The sequence below is a fragment of the Lysinibacillus sp. GJ-1 genome (genome assembly GCF_021166035.1).
Lineage (GTDB): Bacteria > Bacillota > Bacilli > Bacillales_A > Planococcaceae > Lysinibacillus > Lysinibacillus sphaericus.
On the sequence record NZ_CP088912.1, the window covers coordinates 302,748 to 327,436 of the forward strand.

Sequence of the window (24,689 nt, forward strand, 5' to 3'; positions counted from 1 at the left end):
TACCAATCAGTATGTAATTATTATATGATTACCTGCTTTATTAGTCAAACCACATCCTTTTATTTCATGCAAAACTTTATTTTGTAAAACAAAGTTATTGACATTGGAAAAGTGTTTAAGCTATATTTACCAATAAATTATATCGTACCGTTCGGTATGTTATATTTGTAAACTTATTGTGAATGGAGGGATAGGTGTGTTCAAAACAGAGACAAATATGGAGGATCAATCAAATCCTCATTGCCAACAACAATCATCTATGTCTCGCATTATGGCATTGTTGTTTGCAACTGCCTGTGGAATTTCTGTTGCCAATATTTATTTTGCTCAGCCAATACTCGATCAATTATCGAATGACTTTGGTATTGACGATTCCTTCATTGGTTTAGTGATTACTATTACACAGATTTTTTATGGAATCGGTTTACTATTACTCGTTCCGCTTGGAGATTTGTTAAATCAACGACGTCTTATTGTTGGCCAAATGCTATTATCCACAATAGCGCTGATTATAGTAGGGACTGCCTTTTCGAGTGCAATACTTTTTGTAGGTATGGCGTTGGTAGGTCTTCTTGCAGTTGTTACACAAACGCTCGTGGCGTTTGCGGCGAACATTGCTTCTCCTACAGAACGAGGGCGTATCGTGGGCATTGTAACAAGTGGAATAGTGATTGGCATACTGCTAGCAAGGACTTTTGCCGGTATTTTAACAGATTTGGCGGGTTGGCGTTCGGTATTTATTGTCTCTGCAACCATCATGCTTTTGTTAGCTAGTTTATTTTTTAAAGTGTTGCCTAATGTAGAACGTGAAGTGAAATCTATAACCTATTCTCAGTTGATTAGATCAACATTCACATTGTTAAGGCAAGAAAGAACATTACGTGTTCGTTCTGTGTTAGCTATGTTGATTTTTGCGGATTTCAGTATTTTATGGACTTCGCTAGTGTTGCCACTTAGTACGCCGCCTATTGTTCTATCTCATAGCGCAATAGGAGCATTTGGTCTAGTTGGTGTAGCGGGAGCACTAGCTGCGGCAAGTGCGGGAAAACTTGCCGATCGAGGTTATGGACAACGAACTACTGGTATTGCATTAACACTATTGTTAATTGCGTGGTTGTTTATTAGTTACTTACAACAATCATTATTTGCATTAGTGGTTGGCATTGTGCTACTGGATTTAGCCGTACAGGCAATACATGTCACGAATCAAACGATGATTCTTCCATTGCGTAGGGAAGCACAGAGTCGACTTACTGCTGGATATATGATTTTCTATTCTATTGGTAGTGCAGCTGGATCAATTGCTTCGACTCAAATATACGCACATTTTGGCTGGGAAGGGGTTTCTTCACTTGGTGCTTCTGTGAGCGCTTTTGCTCTGCTTTTTTGGGTTATAAGTAGTCGAGTAAAGATTGGATAGCTGTAAGATAGCTACTAGCAAAAGAGTACTACTATAAAGGTACTGACTACTTTTACTTTCAATTTAATTAGATTAGGAGAGATTTTAATGGAAATTGGTATTACATCTTTTGTAGAAACGAAGCCAGATGTTTATAGTGGTGAAGTGATTAGTCATGCACAACGATTACGTGAAGTGGTCGAAGAGATTATTCTTGCGGACCAAGTAGGGCTGGATGTATTTGGCGTTGGTGAACATCATAGGAAGGATTATGCTGCCTCTTCTCCAGCGATGGTTCTCTCGGCAGCGGCACCGCAAACAAAAAATATAAGACTTACAAGTGCCGTAACTGTGCTTTCTTCAGCTGATCCCGTACGCGTTTTCCAAGATTTTTCCACACTTGATGGCATTTCAAATGGACGTGCAGAAATAATGGCGGGGAGAGGTTCTTTTATTGAGTCATTTCCGTTGTTTGGCTATAATTTGAACGATTATGATGAATTGTATGAAGAACATTTGGACTTGCTGCTCAAAATTCGTCAATCGGAAAAAGTAATTTGGCAGGGCAGACATCGAACTTCAATAAATAATTTAGGTGTGTATCCAAGACCAGTTCAAAATTCTATACCTATATGGGTAGGTAGTGGTGGAAATCAAGATTCTGCCATCCGTGTAGGCCTACTAGGGTTGCCACTTATGCTAGCAATTATTGGTGGAAGCCCTATGCAATTTGCACCGATTGTACAGTTATATAAGAAAGCAGCAGCAAGTGCCGGACATGATGTATCTAAACTTCAGGTTGGTTCTCACTCGATAGGTTTTATAGGGGAAAACAGAGAATTGGCAGCAGATACATTTTTCCCATCTACGCAAGCTGGTATGAATAAGCTTGGTAAAGAGCGAGGTTGGGCTTATTATGACCGTTCAAGCTTTGATGCTGCAAGGAGTTTTGAAGGAGCATTGTATGTTGGTGATCCAGATACAGTCGCTGAAAAAATCATTCATTTGCGTAAGCATGTAGGGATTACACGTTTTATGATGTATGTGCCGTTAAGTACAATGCCACATCATCAAGTAATGCGTGCCATCGAATTGCTCGGGACAGAGGTTGCCCCCCGTGTTCGAGAGGAAATTGCTAAATGGGAAGCTAACGAGGAACAGAATATATAATATTTTATTAAAGAATACGGCCATTGATTTTAGAAATTGCCGATACCCCGCTAAAAGAGTGTAGCAGACACACTCTTTTACCGTGAATACACGAGAAAAGGCTTCATCTATGAGGACGGTGAATGGACTGATCATCTCGTCTACTATATCAATGCAAAGTAGTGCCTACGCTTGTACACATGTATTAAAAAAGCATCTTAGCCAAATAGGTTAAGATGTTTTATAAATGTAAGAGGGGATAAAAGACGCATAAGCCGTTACTATTTTTATGCTTAGCTTCATTGGAAATATCCATATACATAAGGCACAGCACTGTAAATTAATGCTATTATTTTTTTTAGTTATTTAAAACTGACTATTCTGATTATTGAACGGAAATAGGATGTTGAAAAGTGTTTCTCTCCTCACAAAACATATCCATAAATTTAATTAAAGATGTAGGTATAAATGTGTCCTTTCTATAGATGAATATTGTTTCAACTTTTCCATAAGGATTTGGGATTGAATGATGTCTAATTGTCCCAGCTTGTAAATGCATTTCTATAACAGAATAGGGGAGCATACTTATGCCTAACCCTGCAGAGACACAGCCAAGAATTGCTTCAAGTGTACCAAATTCCATTATTTTATTTGGTGTAATTCCTTCATCATGCAACCATTGTTCGAGTTTTGCCCGATAAGTGCAGCCACTTCGAAACACTAGTAGCGTCCTTGTTTGGATATCTTTAATAGATGACAAAGGAGGATGAACAGTATCTGTAATTAGTACCAAGTCCTCTTCGATAACAGTCTTTTGAGTTAATTCTGGGTGGTCAATAGGACCAGCAACGAATGCCCCATCTAGTTCATGATGCAAAACCCCTTGAATATTTTGTTGAGTTGGCCCTGTTTTTAAATTCAAGTCTACATTTGGATATTCGTGGTGATATTTCGATAGTAGGGATGGTAAGCGAACAGCAGCAGTTGTTTCCATAGAGCCTATAGATAAAAGGCCTTGTGGAATTTGATTATCTTGCATCACCTTGACTGTTTCTTCTATTAAATTAAAGATATTTTCAGCGTATGTTAATAAGACCTTCCCTTTGGAAGTTAAGGTAGTGCCACGGTTATTCCGGTAAAATAGTGTGGTTTGAAGATCGTTTTCTAATTGTTGAATTTTAGTAGTGATATTGGATTGTGCGTAATTAAGATCACGAGCGGCTTGCGAAATACTCCCTTTTTCGGCAACAGATTTAAAAATATTCAAAGCATGTAAGTCCATAAGTAAACCCTCCATTTAGCTATATAAATAAAAGATGGTAACTATCACTTACCTGAATTATACTATAATTCAAAAAAAAGTTATGATATTTATATAATGATTTTACAAGGGGTGTGATTTTATTTAAACATTCTTCTATTTTTTTATTAGGCGGTATTTTATCTTTAATCGTTGCTATGGGAATTGGCAGGTTTGCATATACGCCAATTCTTCCACTGATGCAAAGTGATCTTTCGTTTTCAAATGCAGTAGGGGGTTATCTTGCTACAAGTAATTATGCAGGCTATTTACTTGGGGCATTTTTAGTAGGAGTTATTCCTGTAAAGCAACATAGAACGTTTATATTAAGGTTGAGTCTGGTTATTAGTATCCTAACAACAGCTAGTATGGGTTTATTTCAATCTTATTTTATTTGGTATGGGTTGCGTTTTATATCCGGTATTTCCAGCGCCATTGTTTTTGTGATGGCCACTGGCATTGTGCTAGATAAACTAGCTATCAGAAATAAATTGAATTGGTCTGGCATTTTCTATGGTGGAGTAGGGCTGGGCATTTTTTTATCAAGTTTACTGATACCCATATTAAATCGTTTATACAGCTGGGAAGGCGTATGGTTAGGTTTGTCCGGTGTTAGTATGCTACTAGTTTTGATAGTTTGGATTAGCATGAAAGACGAACCACTGTCTTTTGAGAAAACTAGTAAACAAGAAAGTGCTCTATGTGTACCTCCTTTAAAATGGATTCCTTGGCTAATTGTAGCTTATGGATTAGAAGGGTTAGGGTATATTGTGACAGGTACATTTATTGTATCTATCGCGAAAGAAATACCGAGCTTTCATGGTGATGCTACCGTAGTGTGGATGGTGGTTGGATTGGCTGCAATTCCATCTTGTATTATCTGGTCAGAGTTAGCTAAAAAAATTGGATTTGTTAAATCCTTGGTGTTAGCAATGACACTGCAAGCTTTTGGAATAGCGCTACCAGCTTTATGGGTATCTCAAATAGGGGTAGTTTTAAGTGCTCTATTATTTGGGGCCACTTTTATGGGAATCACAACCCTTGCTACAACATTAGCACGCCAAATGAGTCCATTTAATAGTAGTCGGATTATTGGCATTCTTACATCTATCTATGCAGGTGGACAAATGATTGTGCCATCAATTGCTGGAATTATCTCAACTGCCACTCAGAATTATGATGCTGTGTTACTGGGTGCGGCCAGTGTAGTTTTAGTAGGCGCAGGCTTACTTCTAACTGGTATTCGATTTGAGAAGAGTCCTGAGTTTCTAAAAAAACAAATTTAATTTTCAAAAAATTAAATCATCGATGAAAAGGAGAACGGTATGTTAGATAAATTAAAATACCCAATTATACAAGCTCCTATGGCGGGAGGGGTATCGACGCCAGCTCTTGCCGCAGCGGTATCCAATGCAGGAGGATTAGGTTTTCTAGCTGCTGGATACAAAACAACTGAAGATTTAAGAAAAGATATTCAAGAATTTCGTAATTTGTCTTCTAATATTTTTGGTGTAAATTTATTTGTCCCTAACCTAAATGAAATCAATGATAATTGTAATGTGGACGACTATCGAGCGAAGTTAGAAAAAGAAGCATTACTATTAGGAACTACAGTTGGAGATCCAATCGTGGATGATGATGACTGGCATAACAAAATTGACTTAATCAAAGAAGAAAAAATACCTGTTGTAAGTTTTACTTTTGGATGTCCGTCTACTGAAACTATAAAAGAATTAAAGCAAAATGGAAGTTTCGTAATTGTTACCGTTACAAATTTAGAAGAAGCAAAAATAGCAAATGAATCGGGTGCCGATGCATTATGTTTGCAAGGCATTGAGGCGGGAGGACATCGAGCTTCCTTTTCAAATAATATGGAACCTCACGAAGAGTATGGATTACTCGTTTTTATAAGTATCGTGAAAAAGGAAATCGATATTCCTATTATAGCGGCAGGAGGGATTATGGATGGTTGTACGATTACTGCTGTTTTAGGGGCAGGGGCTAGTGCTGCTCAATTAGGTACCGCTTTTCTCCTTTGTCCAGAAAGTGGGACGAATCCAGTATATAGAAAAGCTTTAACGGATTCGGACTATACAACAACTCATATTACACGTGCATTTACGGGCAGGCGTGCAAGAGGGTTAGTAAATTATTTTCTATCCACTTATGACAAGGAAGCACCCGCTGCGTATCCACAAGTTCATTATATGACACAAAAATTAAGAAAAGAGGCTGTTCAGTCAGATAATCCAAAGTACATGTCTTTATGGGCTGGACAGGGCTATAAACTTGCTCAATCTCTTCCAGCGGCAGATTTAATAAAAACATTAATGCTGCAAGTAAACAAAAATCATGTATGACTTTAGCTAATATACAGGGTTGGTCATTATAAATTTATTAGAAGGAGTTTTAAAATGACAAAAGATATTTTTAGAATTGCTTTAGTAGGTTGCGGACCAAGAGGACTTTCTGTGTTAGAAAGACTTCGTACAAATTTTAAAGAAGACTCTTATGCAGGTAAAATTGAAATTTATATGATAGACCCTTTCCTTCCAGGTTCTGGCGAAGTGTGGAGAACAAATCAGTCGAAAACGTTATTGATGAACACAGTAGCTTCTCAAATTACTTTGTTTACGGATTTTAGTGTTGAATGTGAAGGTCCTATTATGCAAGGTCCTTGTTTGTATGAATGGGCTAAGTCTTTAACAAAGATAGCGAATGCTAATTTGGAATATAGCGAATTAGTCATGAGAGAGGCAGAAGAATTAAAACCAGATTCCTATCCTACACGTGCCTTTTATGGTCACTACTTGGAATGGGTATTTAAAGAAGTTGTCTTAACTATGCCAAGTAACGTCATGGTATATACTCATCAAACACGAGCTATTGCGATTGATGATGCATATGATGGAAGCCAGATTGTACAGCTTGAAAAGGATAATGTTCATTTAAGAGTGGACGCTGTCGTGTTAGCGCAAGGTCATACACCGGTAAGTTTATCTCCAGAAGAAGAGAAATTAAGAAAAATCGCAGCTGAAAAGGGAATGATCTATATTACCCCGAGTAATCCAGCCGATGTTTCATTAGAGTGCATAAAAGCAGGAGAGCCTGTTATTTTAAAGGGACTCGGTTTGAATTTCTTCGATTACATGTCACTGTTTACACAGGGAAGAGGCGGGCAATTCATACGAACAGGAAACAAATTAGTATACCAAGCTTCAGGGGAAGAGCCTATCATCTATGCAGGTTCTCGAAGAGGTATTCCATATCACGCTCGTGGTGAAAATGAGAAGGGTGCATCAGGCAGACACACACCAATATATATCACTCCAGAGGTGATTAAGAATTTTCATAACCAAACGCTAGACGGACAAGCCGTAGATTTTAAAAATGATGTATGGCCACTTATTGCGAAAGAAATAGAAACGATTTATTACAAGGCAATCATTGAAGAGAAATCAGGTTTGAATGCTGGACAGGAGTTTCAGGCTAAATATAGTCTCTATTCCTATGGAAGTGAACATGAGAGAAGCATTTTAAAGGACTTTGGCATTCCTGATGATTTAATGTGGGATTGGGAAACGCTTGCTAATCCTGTCAAAAATCATTTTTATGATAATCCCGAAGAATTTAATGATTGGTTAATTCATTATCTTTCTTTAGACTTAAAGTAGGCCAAAAGAGGTAATGTGACCAGTCCTTTAAAATCGGCATTAGACGCGTTACGAGATTTACGTAATGAAATTCGTCTTATCGTAGATTACGCAGGTATTAATGGAGATTCGTATAAAATCGAATTAAAGAATTGGTATACGCCGTTAAATGCATTCTTTTCGATTGGTCCACCAGCAATTAGAATTGAACAAATGATTGCTTTGATGGAAGCAGGAATTGTTAACATTATCGGACCAAAACTTAAAGTAGAAGTAGTGGAAGAAGAATCGATATTTTATGCTGTGTCACCTTTCGTTAACAATAGTGGTATAAAGGCTAAGGCCCTCATTGAAGCACGTCTTCCTGAGACAAATTTAAAGCGAAATGCGGATCCATTAATGTCCTATTTGTTAAAAACAAACCAATGTCAAACTTATAAAATACCTAGTTGCAATGGTTTGATTTATGATACAGGGGGATTAGCTGTAAGTAGACCTCTTAACAAAGTTTTAGACGGTGAGGGCAAAGAGCATGCAAGAAGGTTTGCTTTTGGTGTTCCAACTGAAGGCGTTCACTGGGTCACTGCAGCGGGTATTAGACCTGGGGTTAATTCAGTTACATTATGTGAATCCGATGCAATTGCACGAGAAATTATTAGTCTATTACATGCAGAACACGAAAACAAAGAGAAAGAGATGAGAAAAATTCTTGTTAGAGCATAATAAATCAGAAAGAAAAACATCAAGAAGTGTTTTCACAGCGCTAACCGTAGTTTTTGTTACGATTTTGACTTCAACTCCTGTATTTTTACCAGGTGCAGTAAATGATTTAATAAGGAAGGATACAGGATTTAGTGTTGGAGCTATAGGCGTAACAATAACATTATATTGGTTAGGATCTCTTATGGGAGCCTATATTAGTAGGCAAATAAATAGCCATCATTCCATAGATAAGATAATAGGTATAGCAGTTCTAGTTACTGCATTCAGCCTTTTCTTAACGTTCGTATATCCGGAAATTGGGTTATGGGTAGGTGCTGCTTTTGGGGGAGCTGTCTACGGCTACAGTCAACCATTTACTAATATGCTAATTATCAGACGGTGCCCGGAGAAGATTCAAGGATTTGCGTTTGGGTTGAAACAAGCAGCCATACCTGCAGCAACTTTGTTTTGTAGCCTTTCTGTTCCTTTTTTAGCAGTGCCTATAGGATGGAGAAATCTATTCGGACTTGTTGCTGGACTAACTTTATTCTATGGCATAATCTTACTGATGAATTCAAAAGATGATGAACATGGCAATGCTAAAAAGAAAAATGCAACAAAACTACGCTTAAATAGACATTTAATGTTGTTGGCGATAGCAGGATGCCTAGGCGCTGCAATTGGAAATAGCTTAGGTGGATTTTTGATTACGTCTCTAACACATGGAGGAATTACATTAGTAAAGGCTAGTATGGTGGCCGCAGTTGCATCGATAACAAATATTCTAGTAAGGGTTTTTGCTGGGTTAGCAATTGACCGTTTTAGAGGGCTTGAAAAAATATTGTTACTATCAATGTTTATCGTTGGATCATTAGGTACAGCAGCATTAACCATGCCTTCACACACTCTACAAGTAGTAGGGGCTATTCTAGCCTATGGTGGTGGCTGGGGCTGGGCTGGATTACTACACTATGTAACAGGAGCTGCTTATCCTGGAAGAGAAGGGCAAGCAACTGCTATTAGTCAAATGGGTGTTTCTCTAGGGGCAGCTGTCGGACCATTAATTTTTGGTTTGGTGTTTACAACTTTAGGTTCCAATGTAGCTTGGCTTCTAATGTCTATTGCTGGAATACTAGCATGTATATCAGTAGTAGAATCGTATCGAGTGAATGCTAAAGAAACGCCTATCCAAGAAAAGTTTAGTTAGTAATGGATTTGTTTCTATTAGTCGTTAAATAAATTGAATAGATGAATGGTTATGGAGAAAGGCACATTTATAGGTGCCTTTTCCTTTTATATTGTCATAGTTTGATTCAATTTTATTGGGAAATGGAAGGGGAAAGAGTAATTGGTATATACTGATTGGGAAAATAATCTTATATTATTACTCTCGAAAGAAAGTTTATCGTATGTAGAGGTTGATACTTTAAAACAATTACTTAAAATGCCTTTAGATTGGGTACGAGTAATAGGGCTATTAAAAATGCATCATATTTTCCCAAATGTATCTGTAATTATAAGAAAGTACATAGTGGATGAAACTAACTTTGAATACGGGTATGTAAAATTAAAAACAATGGCTAATTTAGAATATAAATTGCACAAAGAGATCGCCAATGAACAGTTACAACATCAATTACAGTTGATAGAAATATTAAATAGAGCAGAAATTCCGTATGCTTTATTAGACGGGCTGCCAAATTGCCAAACGATCTATAAGGACAGTCTTCACAGTCCGTACTACGATAGTAAGGTGTTAGTGAATTATAAAGATAAAGGCAAGGTCGTACAATGTCTACAGTCTATTGGTTACATGCCAAATAACGCTGATGTGAATTTGGACACTGGGGATAGGATACTTGAAAACCTAAAACCGCTTGATTTAGTTAAATCCACCGAGATGAAATTTTTAAGTATATTTAAAATTAGATTGCAATTTTTTCCATATTCATTCGGTGAGAGTAATCTTCAAGAAGATGTAACGGAAGAATTGCTAAAAAATGTACAAATATTAACAATAGATGGGGTTCAATTTAAAGTTTTGTTATGGGAAGATACGTTACTCTCTTTATGTGTAGACGTTTATAAGGATAAAAAATATAACAAGGATGTATCTCTTTTTAAATATACGGATATCTATCGGCTAATTAAGTCACAGGATATAAATTGGGATGTTTTTATTAAAAAAGTTAGGATGCACAATGTGGAGTATTTAGCATTTGAGGTCCTTTACGAAGTTGAGGAATTATATTATCCACTAATACCGCTGTTAACACTAAAAGAGTTGTCTGCGGATAAATTCATTGAAGAAGATGTAGTTGTCAATCAGAATCATAATGACTGGCATGCGGATTTGTTAAGTAAGTTATTAAATTGAGTAGGATTGAAAGACTGAGTAAAGTTCTACGCATTTTTCGATGCATTCTTTTTGCTGTCTTTTAGGTTCGCTAAGTTTTCTTCCCACTTAATAATGGTACAGGAGATTTTTTGCACACGTTAGAAAAAACATAAAAAACTCACCCTCCAATAAAGAAGGGTGAGTCGCTTGGAAGCCTTGAGGCTCTAATGGTAAAGTTAAAAGCCGCGTATGCCGTAGTTATTATAGAAAGTTTTAAACCACCACTCCTCAAAGTGGGTGTTCGCAGAAGTTTTCCTGCTTATCCTCATGCACCTTGGTGTGAGGCCCGTCATTCCAACTCCAATAATAAAACTCCCTTTTACAGCTTAAAGGTTAAAACTTAATATTATACGAACAATGCAGCCTTTAAGGATATAATAAGGCATGCAAAACAAAGTTGCAAGTAAGATGGTTTATGAAAAAAAGTCAATGGGCACATGTTGTAAAATAAAAAGTTATGGCCGAAAAATAGTTGGATAATAAGGGATTGTTTCATATATTTTTCACAAATGCGAACAAAAAATACGAACAACCTTTGCGAAATCAGACTAAGTGTGTGAAGATAGGAGCGTAATCATTTATCTATCGAAAAAATAGAGGGAGGAAGCAGAGATGGCAGCATATCCAAATTGTCCAAAATGTAATTCTGAATACACATATGAGGATGGCACAAATTTTGTTTGTCCAGAATGTGCACATGAATGGAGCACTAATGCAACAGAGCAGGAGTCAGATACACTCATTGTAAAAGACGCACATGGCAACTTGTTAGCAGATGGTGATGCGGTAACAGTTATTAAAGATTTAAAAGTAAAAGGAAGTTCTTCAACATTAAAAATCGGAACAAAGGTGAAAAGTATCCGTCTTGTTGAAGGGGATCACAATATTGATTGTAAAATTGATGGCTTCGGTGCAATGAAGCTAAAATCAGAGTTCGTGAAAAAAGCTTAAAAATTAAAATGATAAATGAGCATCTTTCGTAAGGAGAGATGCTTTTATCATTTCAAAGCCTACGTAAAACAATGGCAAAAGCGGCACCGAGTAGGGCAAATATAGTATGTAAAAGAGCTATATAGCTTGCACCAACTATAAGTGAACCAATATCGATAAAAGAGAAGTTCTTCATATAGAGTGGATTGCTAAAATTATTAATAATGGCCCAGACGAACACAGGTATAGAGCTTATGGCAAAGACAATCCAAATGTTTTTATAAAATAAATAAGTTAGGCAACCGAAAAGACCGTATAGTATGACGAAGCTTTTATGATTGCCAAGTAAAGATGAATTAAGGGCAAACATAAAAGATAGCACGATAAAAACAAGATGAAAAAAGGTTAATGTGCTTTTCATCGATAAGTTTTGATTAGTGGATAATTGTGTAGCGGCCAACTGCTGACATGATTTACATGTAGCTAAATGCCGTTCAATAAATTCGGTCGTATCGGCTTGGAGGCCATGTGCTTTATATAAAGGTAGTAAATCTTCTACAATTGAACATTCATGTGACAATATTTTCCCTCCTATCACTCCTATTATACGACTTTTTTTAGGAAATAAAAAAAGCCTTCCGTCGATCAATTCATCGGAAAACTTGTACATGCACGTTATTTGTTTGTGTCTAATACTTCATTTGTGAGCGCTTGTATATCAATATGTGTTTTTTCTTTTACAGCATCTTTTAATATTTCAGTTCTGAAATAGCGGACTGTTGCTGGAAGAGGAATCAATAACAGCTTCGATAGTGCCGTTTGATACATGTGGACAAATTCCATGTCGGTATTGCCGCGTTTTAATTCTGCAAAGGCTTCGTAAAATTGATCTAATTTGTCTGCGAATTCAAGTAAACGACCTTCTAGTGTTTCGTCTTTTCCTTCTTTCATGCGTTCAAAAAAGATGTCTTGGAACTCTTTAGGGATTTCGTTCATAATGAATTTTTCCATCATTTTTTCTTCCACATGTGCAAGCATTTGTTTTAGCTCTGGGCTAGCATGCTTTACGGGTGTTTTAATATCTCCGATAAATACTTCCGCGAAATCATGATTGATGGTTTTTTCATATAGCGATTTCCAATTCACTGTAGCGCCATTCATTTCTTCCAGTGTTGCAAAGAACATGGCGTACTGTGAGACTTTCCAAGAATGTGCTGCTACATTATGTTCTTCAAATTTGAAACGGCCAGGGCAACGAATAATACGTTCTAAATCATTAAGACTTGTAAAAAATTGATGAATTCCTATAAGAATCACTCCTTTTTGTTTCTATAAGTGCATGTTACTATAATCCATACCCTCTTTGTTCAAATTTCAAACAATTTAACAATGATTCATGTTGCATTTACAAAGGATTCACAATTATTGTGAGAGAACGCAATGGGGAATGCTATAATGAGTAAGACTTGTTAAAGGGAGAGTATGCAATATGCTATCGATTTATACACTTCTTCTATATATACATATTTTAAGTGCAGTCCTTTCGATTGGGCCATTGTTTGTTGTTTTAGTAATTGTTAAGAAAATGCGTACAGCTGCACATGTTGAAATGCCACCATATATCCAAGTATTTCAAGGTGCAATTACGATCGTTAAACACGCGGGGCATGTGCTAGTTGCCTCGGGTATTTTATTAATGTGGCGTGGAGGATATCCATGGACAACATCGTGGGTAATCCTAACATTTCTTGTGATGGGTGGTTCGATTGTCTTTTTAGCTAGAGCCTTTAAACCAACTATTCGCACGTTCGATACGCCCGCCTATCATCAGCAAAAATTTGCTTCATTATTACAGCGTAAAGCATGGATATATATTGTATTATTGCTGATTATGTTATGGCTGATGGTAGCAAAACCAGTGCTTTGGTAATAAATTGTTTGAGTGACTGGCACTGCCGCAACCCTCGCTGATGCGAGGGTTTTTGCGTCTTGTGCCTTGAGTGGTTGCAAGAATTGTTTGAGTGACTGGCACTACTATTATTGGGGGATGTGGAAGGTGATGGTTGTGCCTTCGTTTGGAGTGCTTTTGATTTGTAACCTTTGACCATAAATCCTTTTAAGACGTAGGTCCGTATTGCGTAATCCAATGCCTCTACTCGTTGTATCCGTATCGGATAGTAATTGTGCTAATGTCGTGGCGTCCATACCAATACCGTTGTCAATTACACTGACGGTCACATAATCGGCAAGCTCTTTAATTCGAATACAAACAGTGCCGCCACCTTTTTGTTTTAATACACCATGTCGTAATGCATTTTCTACAAGCGTTTGCAAAGAAATTGGGGGAATCTCAACATCAATTTGTTCATCAATATCCCAATCAATTTGTAATAATTCCCCAAAACGTTGCTGTTCGATATAAAGATATGAACGGACGAGTTCGAGTTCATGACGCAGAGGTACAACTCGTTGCAGGTTCTTTACATCGAAGCTTGCGTGGAGATATTTCCCGAATTGATGCATTAAGTCAATCATTCGATCTGGATCAATTGTACTCAGTGAAGCAATTGTATTAAGTGTATTATATAAAAAATGAGGCTGTATTTGTGCTTGAAGCCAAGCAGTTTCCAAATGTAGCTGCTGATTGATGCTATATTTTAAATCAATTAACGCACGACAGCGTACTTTTAATTCCAAAGAATTAATGGGTTTCGTTACATAATCATTGGCCCCATGTGCAAACCCAGTATACACATCTTCAGGATTATTTCGAGCAGTTAACAATAAAATTGGTAGCTCTAGCAAGGTATAATGCTGTCGAATGTTTTCAATTAAGGCATATCCAGAAATATAAGGGAGCATTGCATCAATAATGACTAAATCCCATCTTTGTAAACGCAATAAATCCAGTGCCTTTTCACTACTTGTAATGGTTGTAATATTATATTCTGTAGCAGAGAATAGACTTCGCATCATTGTTAAGTTTACAGGGTCATCATCGACCATTAAAATTTTAAACTGTTTTTCAGTAGCAGAAGCTTTTAACTGCGTGTTATTCTCCTGTAAATGAATATCCTCTGTTCGCTCATCATCCAATTGTTCTATCTCTTCCATGACATCTACAATAGGTATAGTAAAAAGCAAATCTGCTCCTTTATTAAGTAATGAACCTCCGTGTAATTCAATTAGTTGCTTAGAAATCAAAAAACTAAGATGAATTTCTTCATTATCTGAAAGTCCTTTGTCAGAAGAAAAGAGATGTTCGTGAAGATTAATATCAGGATTGTTCGTTCCAGACTCTGTCAGTTTGATATAAATTACAGCCATCTTTCTTTCTATTGTTGCGCTAATTTCGATTGAACTAGCGTTCGTATTTTTAATAGAGCTGTGTAGCAGATTAAACAGAATTTGAATAAGCCGTTTTTCATCGGCTAGCACAAGAGGGAAGTCTCTTGCAATAGAAGATGTCATTTGAATTTGTTTTCCCACAGCAATAAAACGTAGCATATCAAATACGCCAGACACCACGCCTTGAATGCGGACATTCTTTTTATGAAGGTGTAAATTATTGTCTTTTAATCGTGTATAATCCACGATGTCATTGAGCGTAAAGGACATACTGCGTCCTATATCAATTAAATATTTTAAATTCTGCTTGTCTTCCATAACAAAACAATTGTTTGGATTATCATAAATTGTTTGTCCTAAAGTAATCATTTTATTCATAGGGTCCCAAAGCTTTTGTGCATTGCTTAATAAAAACTCATCTTTCATTTCCCCATCTTTTTGTAATTTGGCAACAAGCAGATTAATCTGTTGTTGATTTTCATAAAAGCGTTTAAACCAATAACCTGCAAAGCCCAGTGCAATCATTAAATAGTCAAATGGATAAAACGGGATGTCTAATACAAAAGACATTTTTATAACATATAATTCCGTTTGTTGTGCCAATAGCTGTAAATGCAATAAAAGCTGAACTTTCTTGATTTCCTATATACTCTTTTAATGCCAGTACAACAACATATAAAAATGACACGACATAAAGCATAAAGAAGGCTAAGTTAGCTGTGTGTAGCCATTGAATAGGTAATAGTATAATAAGTAGCGCGCCTAAGGCATACAATGTTGTAAACCATCGGAAATATTTTGCTTGTTGATAGCGCACTAATAAGACACGAATAAACTGTACAAAGAAATAGGAAGCACCAAGATAAATAAGATTGGATAGCTTTAACGACCATACATAATCCAAATGTAACCAATCAAGTATTGAACGATCATAAGTAATAAGTTCGTCAGCTAAAGGTAAAAGAAAGCCGACAGTGAACAGCAACACTTTTTTATTGCGGTAAATAAAGAGAAAGACAAGAATGCTAAATAACGCAAATAAAATAAGCAACATCGAAATAGCTACAAGTGATAATTGTGTAATGAACTGATGGTGCATCATGGCTGACGCAGAGCTAAATGAAAGACGTTTATCTATAACCATATTGGAGGGAGTATCAAAATTGGATACATGTAAAATGACGTCGATTTCAGACTGCTCTGCAGTGAAATATATGGTGTAAGGTGCGGCCTGTCCTTTATGGGTGCTAGGATTTGATGACACTACTCCAGACTGCCCCGCAAGTTTCCCGTTAATATATAGCGCTGATGCAGTAGAAATGGCAGGAACTCGGATAGCATAACGGTGATTTGAATGGGCATTAGCACTTAATAAGATTTTTACACGATATGTACCAAAATGTTGTTTTGTCGCTGAACCCCTTTGCATAGGAATTTTACGGACAGTTTGTTCGATGGAACTGCTTGTCTCATTGCTGTTAGGTGTTTTTAACAACACTTCAGGATAATAGAGCCATTCACCATTGATTTGATAGATCTCATCTTCTGTTAAAGTTTGCTGGCGCATATCTAAAACACCTGCTTGTGCAAGTGGTTGATTATTAGAAGGTGTAAAATATGCTAGCCAGAGTAGACGGAAAATCGTTAAGACGATAAAAATAATTAAAATAACTAGCAAATGTCTTACGATAGGTTTTCTCAACGCCAATATAAAGCCTCCTGTAAGTTAAAATATTAGATTGTATTGTTTTACCATGCCATGAAATAAAGAAAAAGAAAATATGCATTTCGCTCTAAAGAAAACTTTATGTATATAAATTGAAGATTTTCACACATTATTAGTTCTTTTTGAGTAATTGTGTTTTGAGTTACAGAGGTTAAAACGATTAGTTGTTAAGTATTTTTTAAGAGGTATGACGTATGATGATGAAATAAAAACTTTTAATATGAGAATTGAACTTATTATATATAGCTTTAGCAAAATATCATCTCAATGGGAGAAATGATCTATTGTGGAGAAATTTAAGTTAAATTTATCGTTTGTCATTGTTAGTATGATAATAATTGTTGTACTCGTTACATCAAGTATCAGTATTTGGATTAGTTATAAAAGTTACAGTGAAATGCTAACACAGCCTAACCATGCTTTACAGGAAGCTTTTATAGAGGAAGTTTCTGATATAGCTGAAATCTATGTACAAGAGTCATTACAAAACTCACAAACAGAATTTTTAGTTAAGGATAGGCTTGAACAGGCAGTAAGTCAGTTACAAAAAGAAAGTGTTGTCTCTGTTAGTGTGTTTTTCAAAAAAATACTTCTTCCTTTATTGTTAATAGTAGCAATCGTTTTCATATTGGTACTGTGGTTTGTGTTGAAAATTATTCGACCTCTACAAGATATTGTTAAAAGTGGACAAGAGGGCTGTGGAATTAACGATTTAAAATTAGTGAATGACTGGTATGCTGAGGCGAGCAACTTGAAAGATGCCATGTTAAAGGTAAAAGCTGATTCACAAAATAAAATTAAGGAATTGACTGACCAGTTGAAATTAGATTCTTTAACAGGTATTCCGAATCGCCGAAGTATGGATCAAGTATTAAGTAATTTAATTGCAGAGAAAGTGCCACATGCCATTATTTTAATCGATTTAGATGAATTCAAAAGTGTCAATGATACATATGGGCATACAGTGGGGGATGAGGTTTTAAAAGCTTTTGCAAACAAAATGAAGGAAAGCGTTCAGGGAAGCTGTTTTAGATATGGAGGAGAGGAGTTTTTAATTATTTTGCCTTATACGGCAATTGAAGACGCCGTTAAATTAGCAGAGGAATTGCGAGTTAAACAAGCGCAAGCTGAAAATCCTAGTGGTCGTCCAGTTACCTTGTCGGCAGGTGTTACAGTTTTTTCTTCTTCGATTTGTGACCCGAATCAGTTAATAGCTATTGCTGATCAGGCATTGTATGAGGCAAAACAATCAGGTAGAAACTGTATACGTGTGGTGGAGGATTTCTCTCGAATTAGTAGTTAATTACCTTCAACAACCAAAAAATGTAGCTGTCTCTTAGGAGGCAGCTACATTTTTACTCTTGCGCTATTGTTGCGTATAATTCTATGGTCTCTTGATTAGGTGAAATATCTAGGTCAGTAAACAAGGTCTTCTTAAAGTCTTTGTAAACTTTTACTGCATTAGCACGATTATCTTCTTCAATATAGAGTTGAAGAAGCTCTTGGATGATTTTATCTGAATAAGGATTGTAGTCCAGCATCACTAGTAAAGTACGCTCCATTTTTTCTACATTGTTTGTTGCCTTGTAATGCTCAACTAAGTAATTTAGTAAAAGCGTAATTTGGTTATGAATGAAATTCGACTTACTATGAATCCAAGAGTAATCTAATGTAGCCATGTATTCTCCATGAGAGTTTTGAATAAATGCCTCCGCTCTTTCTATATCTAGCTCCCCGAATTCCTCTTTGTGCTTTAACAGGTGCTCTAATTCTAAGACATCAGATTGAAAATTCTCTAGCTGTAAAATATAACAGCCGTTTACATATTGTAAAACGTTAAAGTACCCTAAAGCTGAGAGAGTCGTACGTAGATAAGAAACTGTTGTATGAAGTTGCACTCTTGCCTTTTTGTATTCAGTTTCAGCCCATAATGCTTCGATGATTGTATCTCTAGGGACATGGCTGTTGAGATTAGATAAAAGAAAGGCAAATAATTCTTTTGTTTTAACAGTTCGCCAATGCACGATGTTCTTATTATGTAAAACAGTGAATCCGCCTAAGCACTGGATACTAAGGGAGTACTCATTCTGTTGCACTCGAGTAGGGGGGGCTATTTCTAATTGGAATAGTTCATGTATCCTATTGATAGTCATCTCAAGTCGAGATTTAGAAATAGGCTTTAGTAAATAGTCTAAGGAATTAATTTCAAATGCCTGTACAGCATAATCTCGATACGCTGTCACAAAAACAATACAGACATTTTTCTTCCACTCCTTTAATATTTGAGCAATTTGCAAACCGTCCATTCCTGGCATTTCAACATCTAAAAAAGCGACATGATAGTCCAATGTAGGTGCCTCATCAAGCAAATCTTTAATTGTTGAAAAAGCTTTAACAACCTCTACTGAATCAAATTCTTTCAACTTTTTTTCCATGTTTAAAAGAGCTAACGGTTCATCATCTGCAATGATTACTCGAATCACAGTAGGACACCAACTTTCAAATTAGTATATGACCTAACTATTTGTATTTTAGGTATTACATATAGTATTTAAATTGTAATTATTAGGTTAATAAAACTTTATTTTACATTAACAGAGGAAACGCAATAAGTATACAGAGTGATTCACTTGCTAAACACATTTTTTCTACAGCAACTAGAGTAGTGTGAATCCCCATTCGATTACTGTTTGGTTTAACCCATTAACAAAGTTCACTTTATAAAATCGAGTTCAAGGCATCTCCTTTCTTACTTTATCGGCTATAAAAACTGTATTTCCATTATATAAAATATGCAAATAGATTGTAGAGATTTGATCTTAATTTTCCATATAATTGTTTAATTGGAGAAAAAATTGATTGAAATTGTATATTTTACTGATTAAATAGTAATAATTTGTAATATCAGGTCCAAGTCCTGTGATATTTAGATGCATTCTACAATAATGCTTGTATACTTAAGAGCCTAATTCTCTAGTGTGCTAGCAACAGATTGCAGAAATATAAAACAACTGGAGGTATTACTTATTATGAAGAAAAAGGCAATAGCATTAGCTGTAGCATTGACTCTTGGCATGGGGATGTTCGGGAGTACCACTTCTGCTAAGGGAGTATATACTGGTCAGACGAGCAACATACTTTGGGGCATCTCACCTATTTATAATTTGAGTTTAGCCGAGTTGCAACAGTTAGACGAATTTGATTCGATATGGATTAATCCTGATCAGACCTTGAGTATGGAAAAAATACTGGAGGAAGAAAAGACAGATGACACCCACCTTATTGAAGCCGGTGATACATTATTCAGTCTTGCTAAAGTTCATAATGTTAAGGTGGACGATTTAAAAGAATGGAATAACCTCACATCAGATTTAATTTTAGTTGGTGAAACGTTAGCTGTTAAAGCTTCAGCAGCAAAGCCAAAAACAGCAAAAACCATTGCACAGAAGCCTGCAACAAAACAAGCTACAACAAAAACGGCCACAACAAAACAAGCGACAACAACAGCAAGTGCTCCAGCGAGTCAAAATGGTCAGACATATACAATGCGTGCAACAGCTTATACAGCATATTGTAAAGGTTGTTCAGGTATTACAGCAAACGGGACAGACATACGCTCAAATCCAAATTTAAAGGTGATTGCTGTTGATCCACGTGTTATTCCCCTTGGAACGAAGGTGTGGGTAGAAGGTTATGGCGAAGCGATAGCTGCTGATACTGGTGGTGCGATAAAAGGAAATAAAATTGATGTATTTATTCCTTCTGATGGACAAGCTCGTAATTGGGGTGTTCGAACAGTTACGGTAAAAATTTTAAATTAATACAACATAGGGATTTCTCAGTATTTTTCTGAGAAATCCCTTTATTTGTAATGAGGATAAATACCTAGTTATGAGTTGCGAGAGTATTCTGATAAATGATAAACTATAAAAAAGGAGGATGATACAGTTTAAATGAATCTATACAAAAATAGTTAATTTTATAGTTGTTGCAGTGTAATCGCATTGTTGCAAATAAGATAGGCAAAACAGTTCAAAAGAGAGTTGCTAGAGAATGATACTGGCAAAGAAAGTTAGATTGTACCCAAGTGAATCGCAAGAACAAAAGTTGTGGCAATCAGTAGGAACAGCAAGATTTATCTATAATTGGACACTTGCAAAACAAGAAGAAAATTATAAAAATGGAGGCGAATTTTTAGCCGATACAGTTCTTAGGAAAAATAAATCTTATGTAGTTAGAAAAAATGAAAAGAGCTTAAAAAGACTACAAAGACAAGTAACTAGAAAATATAAACAAAATAAAAAAGGAAAGGAGTATGTCAAAACTAAAAATATTATAAAACTTGAAAATCGGATACGACTAGTCCACAGAAGATTGACTAATATACGGACTAATTATCTTCACCAAACGACAACAAGTATAGTGAAAACCAAGCCATACAGAGTTGTAATAGAAGATTTAAATATTATAGGCATGATGAAAAATAAGCATCTATCTAAAGTTATCTCAAAATAAGGTTATTATGAATTTAAACGACAACTTGAATATAAGTGTAAATTTAGAGGAATTGAGTTCGTAGTAGCAGATAGATTTTATCCATCATCCAAAACTTGCAGTCACTGTGGGGAGATTAACAAAGACTTAAAACTCAAAGATCGAGTTTATAGTTGTAGTTGTGGCTTATGTATTGATAGGGATTTAAATGCAAGTATTAATCTTGCCAAATATAAGTTAGCATAATATCACCAACAAGATAACGCTAATATGTAGGATGCGTTGTATCCGAATTTACGCCCTCGGAGAGTTATATCAAACGAAAGTAGATGGGTTACTTGTAGCAATCGAAATCGGACTCGTTGAACAGGGAATTAAACAAGATTTATAGATATTTATAGATTTTTGGCAACGGTAATAAAATGAAATTGACAACTTTATTTATTATTTCTTTAGGTGTTTTTTTGGTGGGCTGCGCTGATAAGGATGAGAAAGCGGAACAACAATCAGTATCAGATAGCTCGGTTGCTTTAACTGCCACTGCGAAAGTAATGAGTTCGGATAATAAAAGTTTAGGAGAAGCCAAATTTGAAGAACAGGCTGATGGTGTGAAAGTAACCGTTACGGTAAGTGGTTTACCTGCTGGAAAACATGGTATGCATATACATGAAGTGGGGAAATGCGAAGGGCCGGATTTCGGTACTGCAGGAGGGCATTTCAATCCAACGCAGAAAGAGCATGGCAAGGATAATCCGCATGGCCATCATCTCGGGGATTTACCGAATTTAGAGGTAGCGGAGGACGGTACTGCAACTATGAGTGTCTTGGCAGAAGGTGTAACATTACAAAAAGATGCTGAACACTCTTTGATGGATGGGGAAGGTACTGCGCTTGTTATTCATGAAAACGAGGACGACCATATGACAGACCCTACTGGTGAATCAGGCGGAAGAATTGCATGTGGTGTTATTCAATCATAATAGAAAAGGAGGCAGGGACAAAACTAAAATAATTAAGGTACAGAGGAAAGGTGTTCATAAATTTTTGCTATATGGAGACTTAGCACACTTAGCTATTCTTGCTTTTGCAATAAATAAAAAATTAGAAGTGTTCACTAGTTGTTGGTAGCGGAGGCGGTGACTCCTGCGGGACAGCGAGGGTTGCGGCTTACGTGTGTGCCCGCGGAAAGAACCGACGAAGCGGACAACAACGGCGCTGCAAAAAAGTGTTAGATTGATTGCCATCAATCTAACACTTTTTCTCTTTTGTCCCAGCCTCTTTGTTGTTGTAGTTTGCACCGATAACAAGGTTTCACTACTAACTGATGGAAACGCAAGTGGTGCCCCCTGCTTAAACAGTACAAATGTAAGCATAGGGTTACGGCTTACTATGCTTGGCCATCAACGGCATAGTAAGTATTCGATTGATTGGGGTCAATCGAATACGCTCAATATAAAGACTATAGCCATTAATTACTGTTACAAGCAGTTTTCATGATATTACCTTTTGATGGTGTGATGAGAAAACACCGGTATGTATTGCATAACTATTGGTAGAGATGGGTACCATCAGAAATAGAGGAGGTAATAACATGAAAAAAATATCTATATTAATTATTTCTTTGACTGTCTTTGTCGGAGGGTGCAATCTTTTTGATAAGAAAGATGAAAAAGTAGCCGTTAACTCTAATGCCAATTCGTCTTTAACGGCAACTGCAAAAGTAATTGGTTCAAATAATGAGAGCTATGGGAATGCTTTTTTTGAGGAAGAAGACAATGGGGTTAAAGTAACTTTAGCATTAAGTGGTTTACCAGCGGGCACACATGGTATTCATATCCATTCAGTAGCGAAGTGTGAAGCACCTAAGTTTGAATCGGCAGGTTCGCATTTTAATCCAACAAATAAGGAGCATGGAAAATTAAATCCTAACGGTTATCATTTAGGTGATTTACCAAATTTAGAAGTTGGTGAAGATGGGACGGTAGATTTAAATTTCTTAGCTGAAGGTGTAACATTACAAAAGAATGCTGAAAATTCCTTAATGGATGGAGAAGGTACTTCATTAGTTATCCATGAAGCAGCAGACGATTATAAAACAGACCCTGCTGGTAATTCAGGTGCAAGAATTGCATGTGGAGCAATCCAGTCAGGAAGTTAGTTGGCTAATTTGTTAACATAAAGTTGAAACACCCTACCACTACGTATTGTGGGGGGGTTTTTTGCGTTACAGGCTGCTCGCATAGACGGGCGGGGCTTATGCATTCTCCACCACTACGTTGTGTAGTTGGTTGTGAGTTTCATCCTATTTTCCATGTAATAAAAATAAATAGCTAGCAAGGAGTATATTTTTATACAATATGTATACATTTCTACACTAGTATATTTTATTGTAGTAGAGTATTTTTTAGTTTATTAGAGAAAAAAGAAGGGTAAATAACAGCGTATTATAATTGGGTGTTGTTCGTATTTATGTCATTTTGTATAATTATAATTATCTGAATTTACTATAAATAGGTTGACATAATTATACTAAATTTGATAATTTTAAATTGATTCTTAATTATAACCAAAGGGGGAAGGTTAATATGAAGAAAAAGCAATTTAGATTATTCATGCTATTAAGTGCCATTGCGCTATTAATTTTAGCGGCATGTGGATCTGATAGTAGTACAGGTTCGGATAAGGAAAATGGGAATGGTGATACAGCTAGCTCTGAAAAGCCCAAATTTTTAAGTTTATTAACAGGTGGAACGCAAGGTACTTACTATGCATTAGGTGGTACATTTGCTGATTTAATTACAACAGAAACAGGTATTAAAACGACAGCAGAAGTTTCTCAAGCCTCTGCAGCAAATATGACTGCCTTGCAAGAAGGTAAAGGTGAGATTGCGTTTGTGCAAACAGATATCGCTTATTACGCAACTGAAGGTAAATTCATGTTTGAAGGTAAAAAAATTGATACGATTGCGGCATTAGGTGCACTTTACCCAGAGACTGTTCAATTAGTAACAACTGAAGCTTCTGGTATTAAAACATATGCAGATTTAAAAGGGAAAAAAGTTTCTGTAGGGGCTCCGGGTTCTGGGACTTATGCCAATGCTGAACAATTACTTGAAATTCATGGTTTAACAATGAATGACATTAAAGCGCAAAATCTTGATTTTGGTGAGTCTACTGATGGTCTTCAATCAGGTCAAATCGATGCGGCATTTATTACTGCTGGTACACCAACAGGGGCTGTAGAGGCATTAAATGCGACGACAAAAGTTAATATTATCGCTGTAGATGCTGGTAAAGCAGATGAGCTTATTGCCAAATATCCTTACTATGCAAAAGATACAGTAAAAGCTGGTACTTACGGTATTGCGAATGATACAGAGACTGTTTCTGTTCTTGCGATGTTAGCAGTGAATAAGGATTTACCAGAAGATGTTGTATATGCTATGACAAAAGCGATTTATAGTAATACAGACAAAATTTCACATGCTAAAGGTGCATTTATTAAAGCTGAAACAGCTTTAGATGGTATCAGTATTGATATTCATCCAGGTGCTCAAAAATACTTTGATGAAAATAAATAGGACAACATC

21 protein-coding genes, 1 other RNA gene and 2 pseudogenes are annotated in these 24,689 nt (G+C 36.3%); 17 read left to right on the plus strand and 7 right to left on the minus strand.

Annotated features, from left to right (window positions below):
* Positions 1-196 precede the first annotated feature (196 nt).
* Together LO754_RS01445 and LO754_RS01450 are read left to right on the plus strand one after the other, a co-directional pair.
* Positions 197-1,420 carry an MFS transporter gene (locus tag LO754_RS01445; protein WP_435892046.1) on the plus strand — a complete coding sequence of 408 codons (1,224 nt, stop codon included), beginning with the start codon at positions 197-199 and terminating at the stop codon, positions 1,418-1,420.
* An 87-nt stretch (positions 1,421-1,507) separates the two neighbouring features.
* On the plus strand, positions 1,508-2,569 hold the full coding sequence (locus LO754_RS01450) for an LLM class flavin-dependent oxidoreductase (RefSeq protein WP_231785444.1): 1,062 nt from the start codon (positions 1,508-1,510) through the stop codon (positions 2,567-2,569).
* Between the two features lie 364 nt (positions 2,570-2,933).
* Here the strand turns inward: LO754_RS01450 and LO754_RS01455 are convergent, their stop codons facing one another.
* Complete coding sequence (locus LO754_RS01455; RefSeq protein WP_231785445.1) at positions 2,934-3,830, minus strand: LysR family transcriptional regulator; 897 nt, start codon at positions 3,828-3,830, stop codon at positions 2,934-2,936.
* A 113-nt stretch (positions 3,831-3,943) separates the two neighbouring features.
* Between LO754_RS01455 and LO754_RS01460 the strand changes: the two genes are divergently transcribed.
* From LO754_RS01460 to LO754_RS01485, 6 genes are all read left to right on the plus strand, one after another.
* Entirely contained in the window at positions 3,944-5,134 is a 1,191-nt protein-coding gene (locus LO754_RS01460) for a YbfB/YjiJ family MFS transporter (protein ID WP_231785446.1), read from the plus strand.
* A gap of 39 nt (positions 5,135-5,173) precedes the next feature.
* A complete protein-coding gene (locus tag LO754_RS01465) occupies positions 5,174-6,208 on the plus strand; it encodes an NAD(P)H-dependent flavin oxidoreductase (RefSeq protein ID WP_025218433.1) in 1,035 nt (344 codons plus the stop codon).
* Between the two features lie 54 nt (positions 6,209-6,262).
* Positions 6,263-7,522 (plus strand): FAD/NAD(P)-binding protein, encoded by a 1,260-nt coding sequence (locus LO754_RS01470; protein ID WP_231785447.1) that lies wholly within the window; start codon positions 6,263-6,265, stop codon positions 7,520-7,522.
* Positions 7,523-7,537: 15 nt separating this feature from the next.
* Positions 7,538-8,224: a hypothetical protein gene (locus tag LO754_RS01475; protein WP_231785448.1), complete on the plus strand. Its 687-nt coding sequence runs from the start codon at positions 7,538-7,540 to the stop codon at positions 8,222-8,224.
* On the plus strand, positions 8,211-9,410 hold the full coding sequence (locus tag LO754_RS01480; protein WP_231785449.1) for an MFS transporter: 1,200 nt from the start codon (positions 8,211-8,213) through the stop codon (positions 9,408-9,410). The genes LO754_RS01475 and LO754_RS01480 overlap by 14 nt, the downstream gene beginning before the upstream one ends.
* Before the next feature lie 141 nt (positions 9,411-9,551).
* The gene (locus LO754_RS01485) at positions 9,552-10,580 is read left to right on the plus strand and encodes a nucleotidyltransferase family protein (RefSeq protein WP_231785450.1); all 1,029 of its coding nucleotides are present in this window, start codon (positions 9,552-9,554) and stop codon (positions 10,578-10,580) included.
* A gap of 197 nt (positions 10,581-10,777) precedes the next feature.
* On the opposite strand, the gene ssrS is transcribed toward LO754_RS01485, so the two are convergent.
* A non-coding RNA gene (gene ssrS / locus LO754_RS01490) (6S RNA) lies at positions 10,778-10,970 on the minus strand.
* Positions 10,971-11,213: 243 nt separating this feature from the next.
* On the opposite strand from ssrS, the gene LO754_RS01495 reads away from it, so the two are divergent.
* Positions 11,214-11,552, plus strand: coding sequence for a zinc ribbon domain-containing protein YjdM (locus LO754_RS01495; protein WP_108030686.1), 339 nt, complete (start codon positions 11,214-11,216; stop codon positions 11,550-11,552).
* 52 nt (positions 11,553-11,604) lie between these two features.
* Here LO754_RS01495 and LO754_RS01500 read toward each other — a convergent pair whose 3' ends face one another.
* Together LO754_RS01500 and LO754_RS01505 are read right to left on the minus strand one after the other, a co-directional pair.
* Entirely contained in the window at positions 11,605-12,111 is a 507-nt protein-coding gene (locus LO754_RS01500; RefSeq protein ID WP_231785451.1) for a zf-HC2 domain-containing protein, read from the minus strand.
* Positions 12,112-12,206: 95 nt separating this feature from the next.
* Positions 12,207-12,848: a YfbR-like 5'-deoxynucleotidase gene (locus LO754_RS01505; RefSeq protein WP_029747446.1), complete on the minus strand. Its 642-nt coding sequence runs from the start codon at positions 12,846-12,848 to the stop codon at positions 12,207-12,209.
* Between the two features lie 172 nt (positions 12,849-13,020).
* On the opposite strand from LO754_RS01505, the gene LO754_RS01510 reads away from it, so the two are divergent.
* Positions 13,021-13,461, plus strand: coding sequence for a hypothetical protein (locus LO754_RS01510; RefSeq protein ID WP_025218487.1), 441 nt, complete (start codon positions 13,021-13,023; stop codon positions 13,459-13,461).
* A gap of 107 nt (positions 13,462-13,568) precedes the next feature.
* Here LO754_RS01510 and LO754_RS01515 read toward each other — a convergent pair whose 3' ends face one another.
* Both LO754_RS01515 and LO754_RS01520 read right to left on the minus strand, forming a co-directional pair.
* Positions 13,569-15,449, minus strand: coding sequence for an ATP-binding protein (locus tag LO754_RS01515; protein ID WP_231785452.1), 1,881 nt, complete (start codon positions 15,447-15,449; stop codon positions 13,569-13,571).
* On the minus strand, positions 15,412-16,587 hold the full coding sequence (locus LO754_RS01520) for a hypothetical protein (RefSeq protein ID WP_231785453.1): 1,176 nt from the start codon (positions 16,585-16,587) through the stop codon (positions 15,412-15,414). The genes LO754_RS01515 and LO754_RS01520 overlap by 38 nt, the downstream gene beginning before the upstream one ends.
* Positions 16,588-16,891: 304 nt before the next feature.
* Between LO754_RS01520 and LO754_RS01525 the strand changes: the two genes are divergently transcribed.
* Positions 16,892-17,908, plus strand: coding sequence for a GGDEF domain-containing protein (locus LO754_RS01525; protein WP_024364659.1), 1,017 nt, complete (start codon positions 16,892-16,894; stop codon positions 17,906-17,908).
* A gap of 52 nt (positions 17,909-17,960) precedes the next feature.
* Here the strand turns inward: LO754_RS01525 and LO754_RS01530 are convergent, their stop codons facing one another.
* Entirely contained in the window at positions 17,961-19,088 is a 1,128-nt protein-coding gene (locus LO754_RS01530) for a response regulator (protein ID WP_024364658.1), read from the minus strand.
* Between the two features lie 546 nt (positions 19,089-19,634).
* On the opposite strand from LO754_RS01530, the gene LO754_RS01535 reads away from it, so the two are divergent.
* From LO754_RS01535 to LO754_RS01555, 6 genes and pseudogenes are all read left to right on the plus strand, one after another.
* Positions 19,635-20,426 carry a 3D domain-containing protein gene (locus LO754_RS01535; RefSeq protein ID WP_024364657.1) on the plus strand — a complete coding sequence of 264 codons (792 nt, stop codon included), beginning with the start codon at positions 19,635-19,637 and terminating at the stop codon, positions 20,424-20,426.
* A 232-nt stretch (positions 20,427-20,658) separates the two neighbouring features.
* Positions 20,659-20,781: pseudogene (locus LO754_RS23845) on the plus strand (helix-turn-helix domain-containing protein); the annotation flags it as partial.
* 42 nt (positions 20,782-20,823) lie between these two features.
* Positions 20,824-21,345: pseudogene (locus tag LO754_RS01540) on the plus strand (RNA-guided endonuclease InsQ/TnpB family protein); the annotation flags it as partial.
* A gap of 221 nt (positions 21,346-21,566) precedes the next feature.
* A complete protein-coding gene (locus LO754_RS01545; RefSeq protein WP_227665399.1) occupies positions 21,567-22,079 on the plus strand; it encodes a superoxide dismutase family protein in 513 nt (170 codons plus the stop codon).
* A gap of 611 nt (positions 22,080-22,690) precedes the next feature.
* On the plus strand, positions 22,691-23,257 hold the full coding sequence (locus tag LO754_RS01550) for a superoxide dismutase family protein (protein ID WP_024362721.1): 567 nt from the start codon (positions 22,691-22,693) through the stop codon (positions 23,255-23,257).
* A 427-nt stretch (positions 23,258-23,684) separates the two neighbouring features.
* Complete coding sequence (locus LO754_RS01555) at positions 23,685-24,680, plus strand: TAXI family TRAP transporter solute-binding subunit (RefSeq protein WP_231785454.1); 996 nt, start codon at positions 23,685-23,687, stop codon at positions 24,678-24,680.
* Positions 24,681-24,689: the final 9 nt, after the last annotated feature.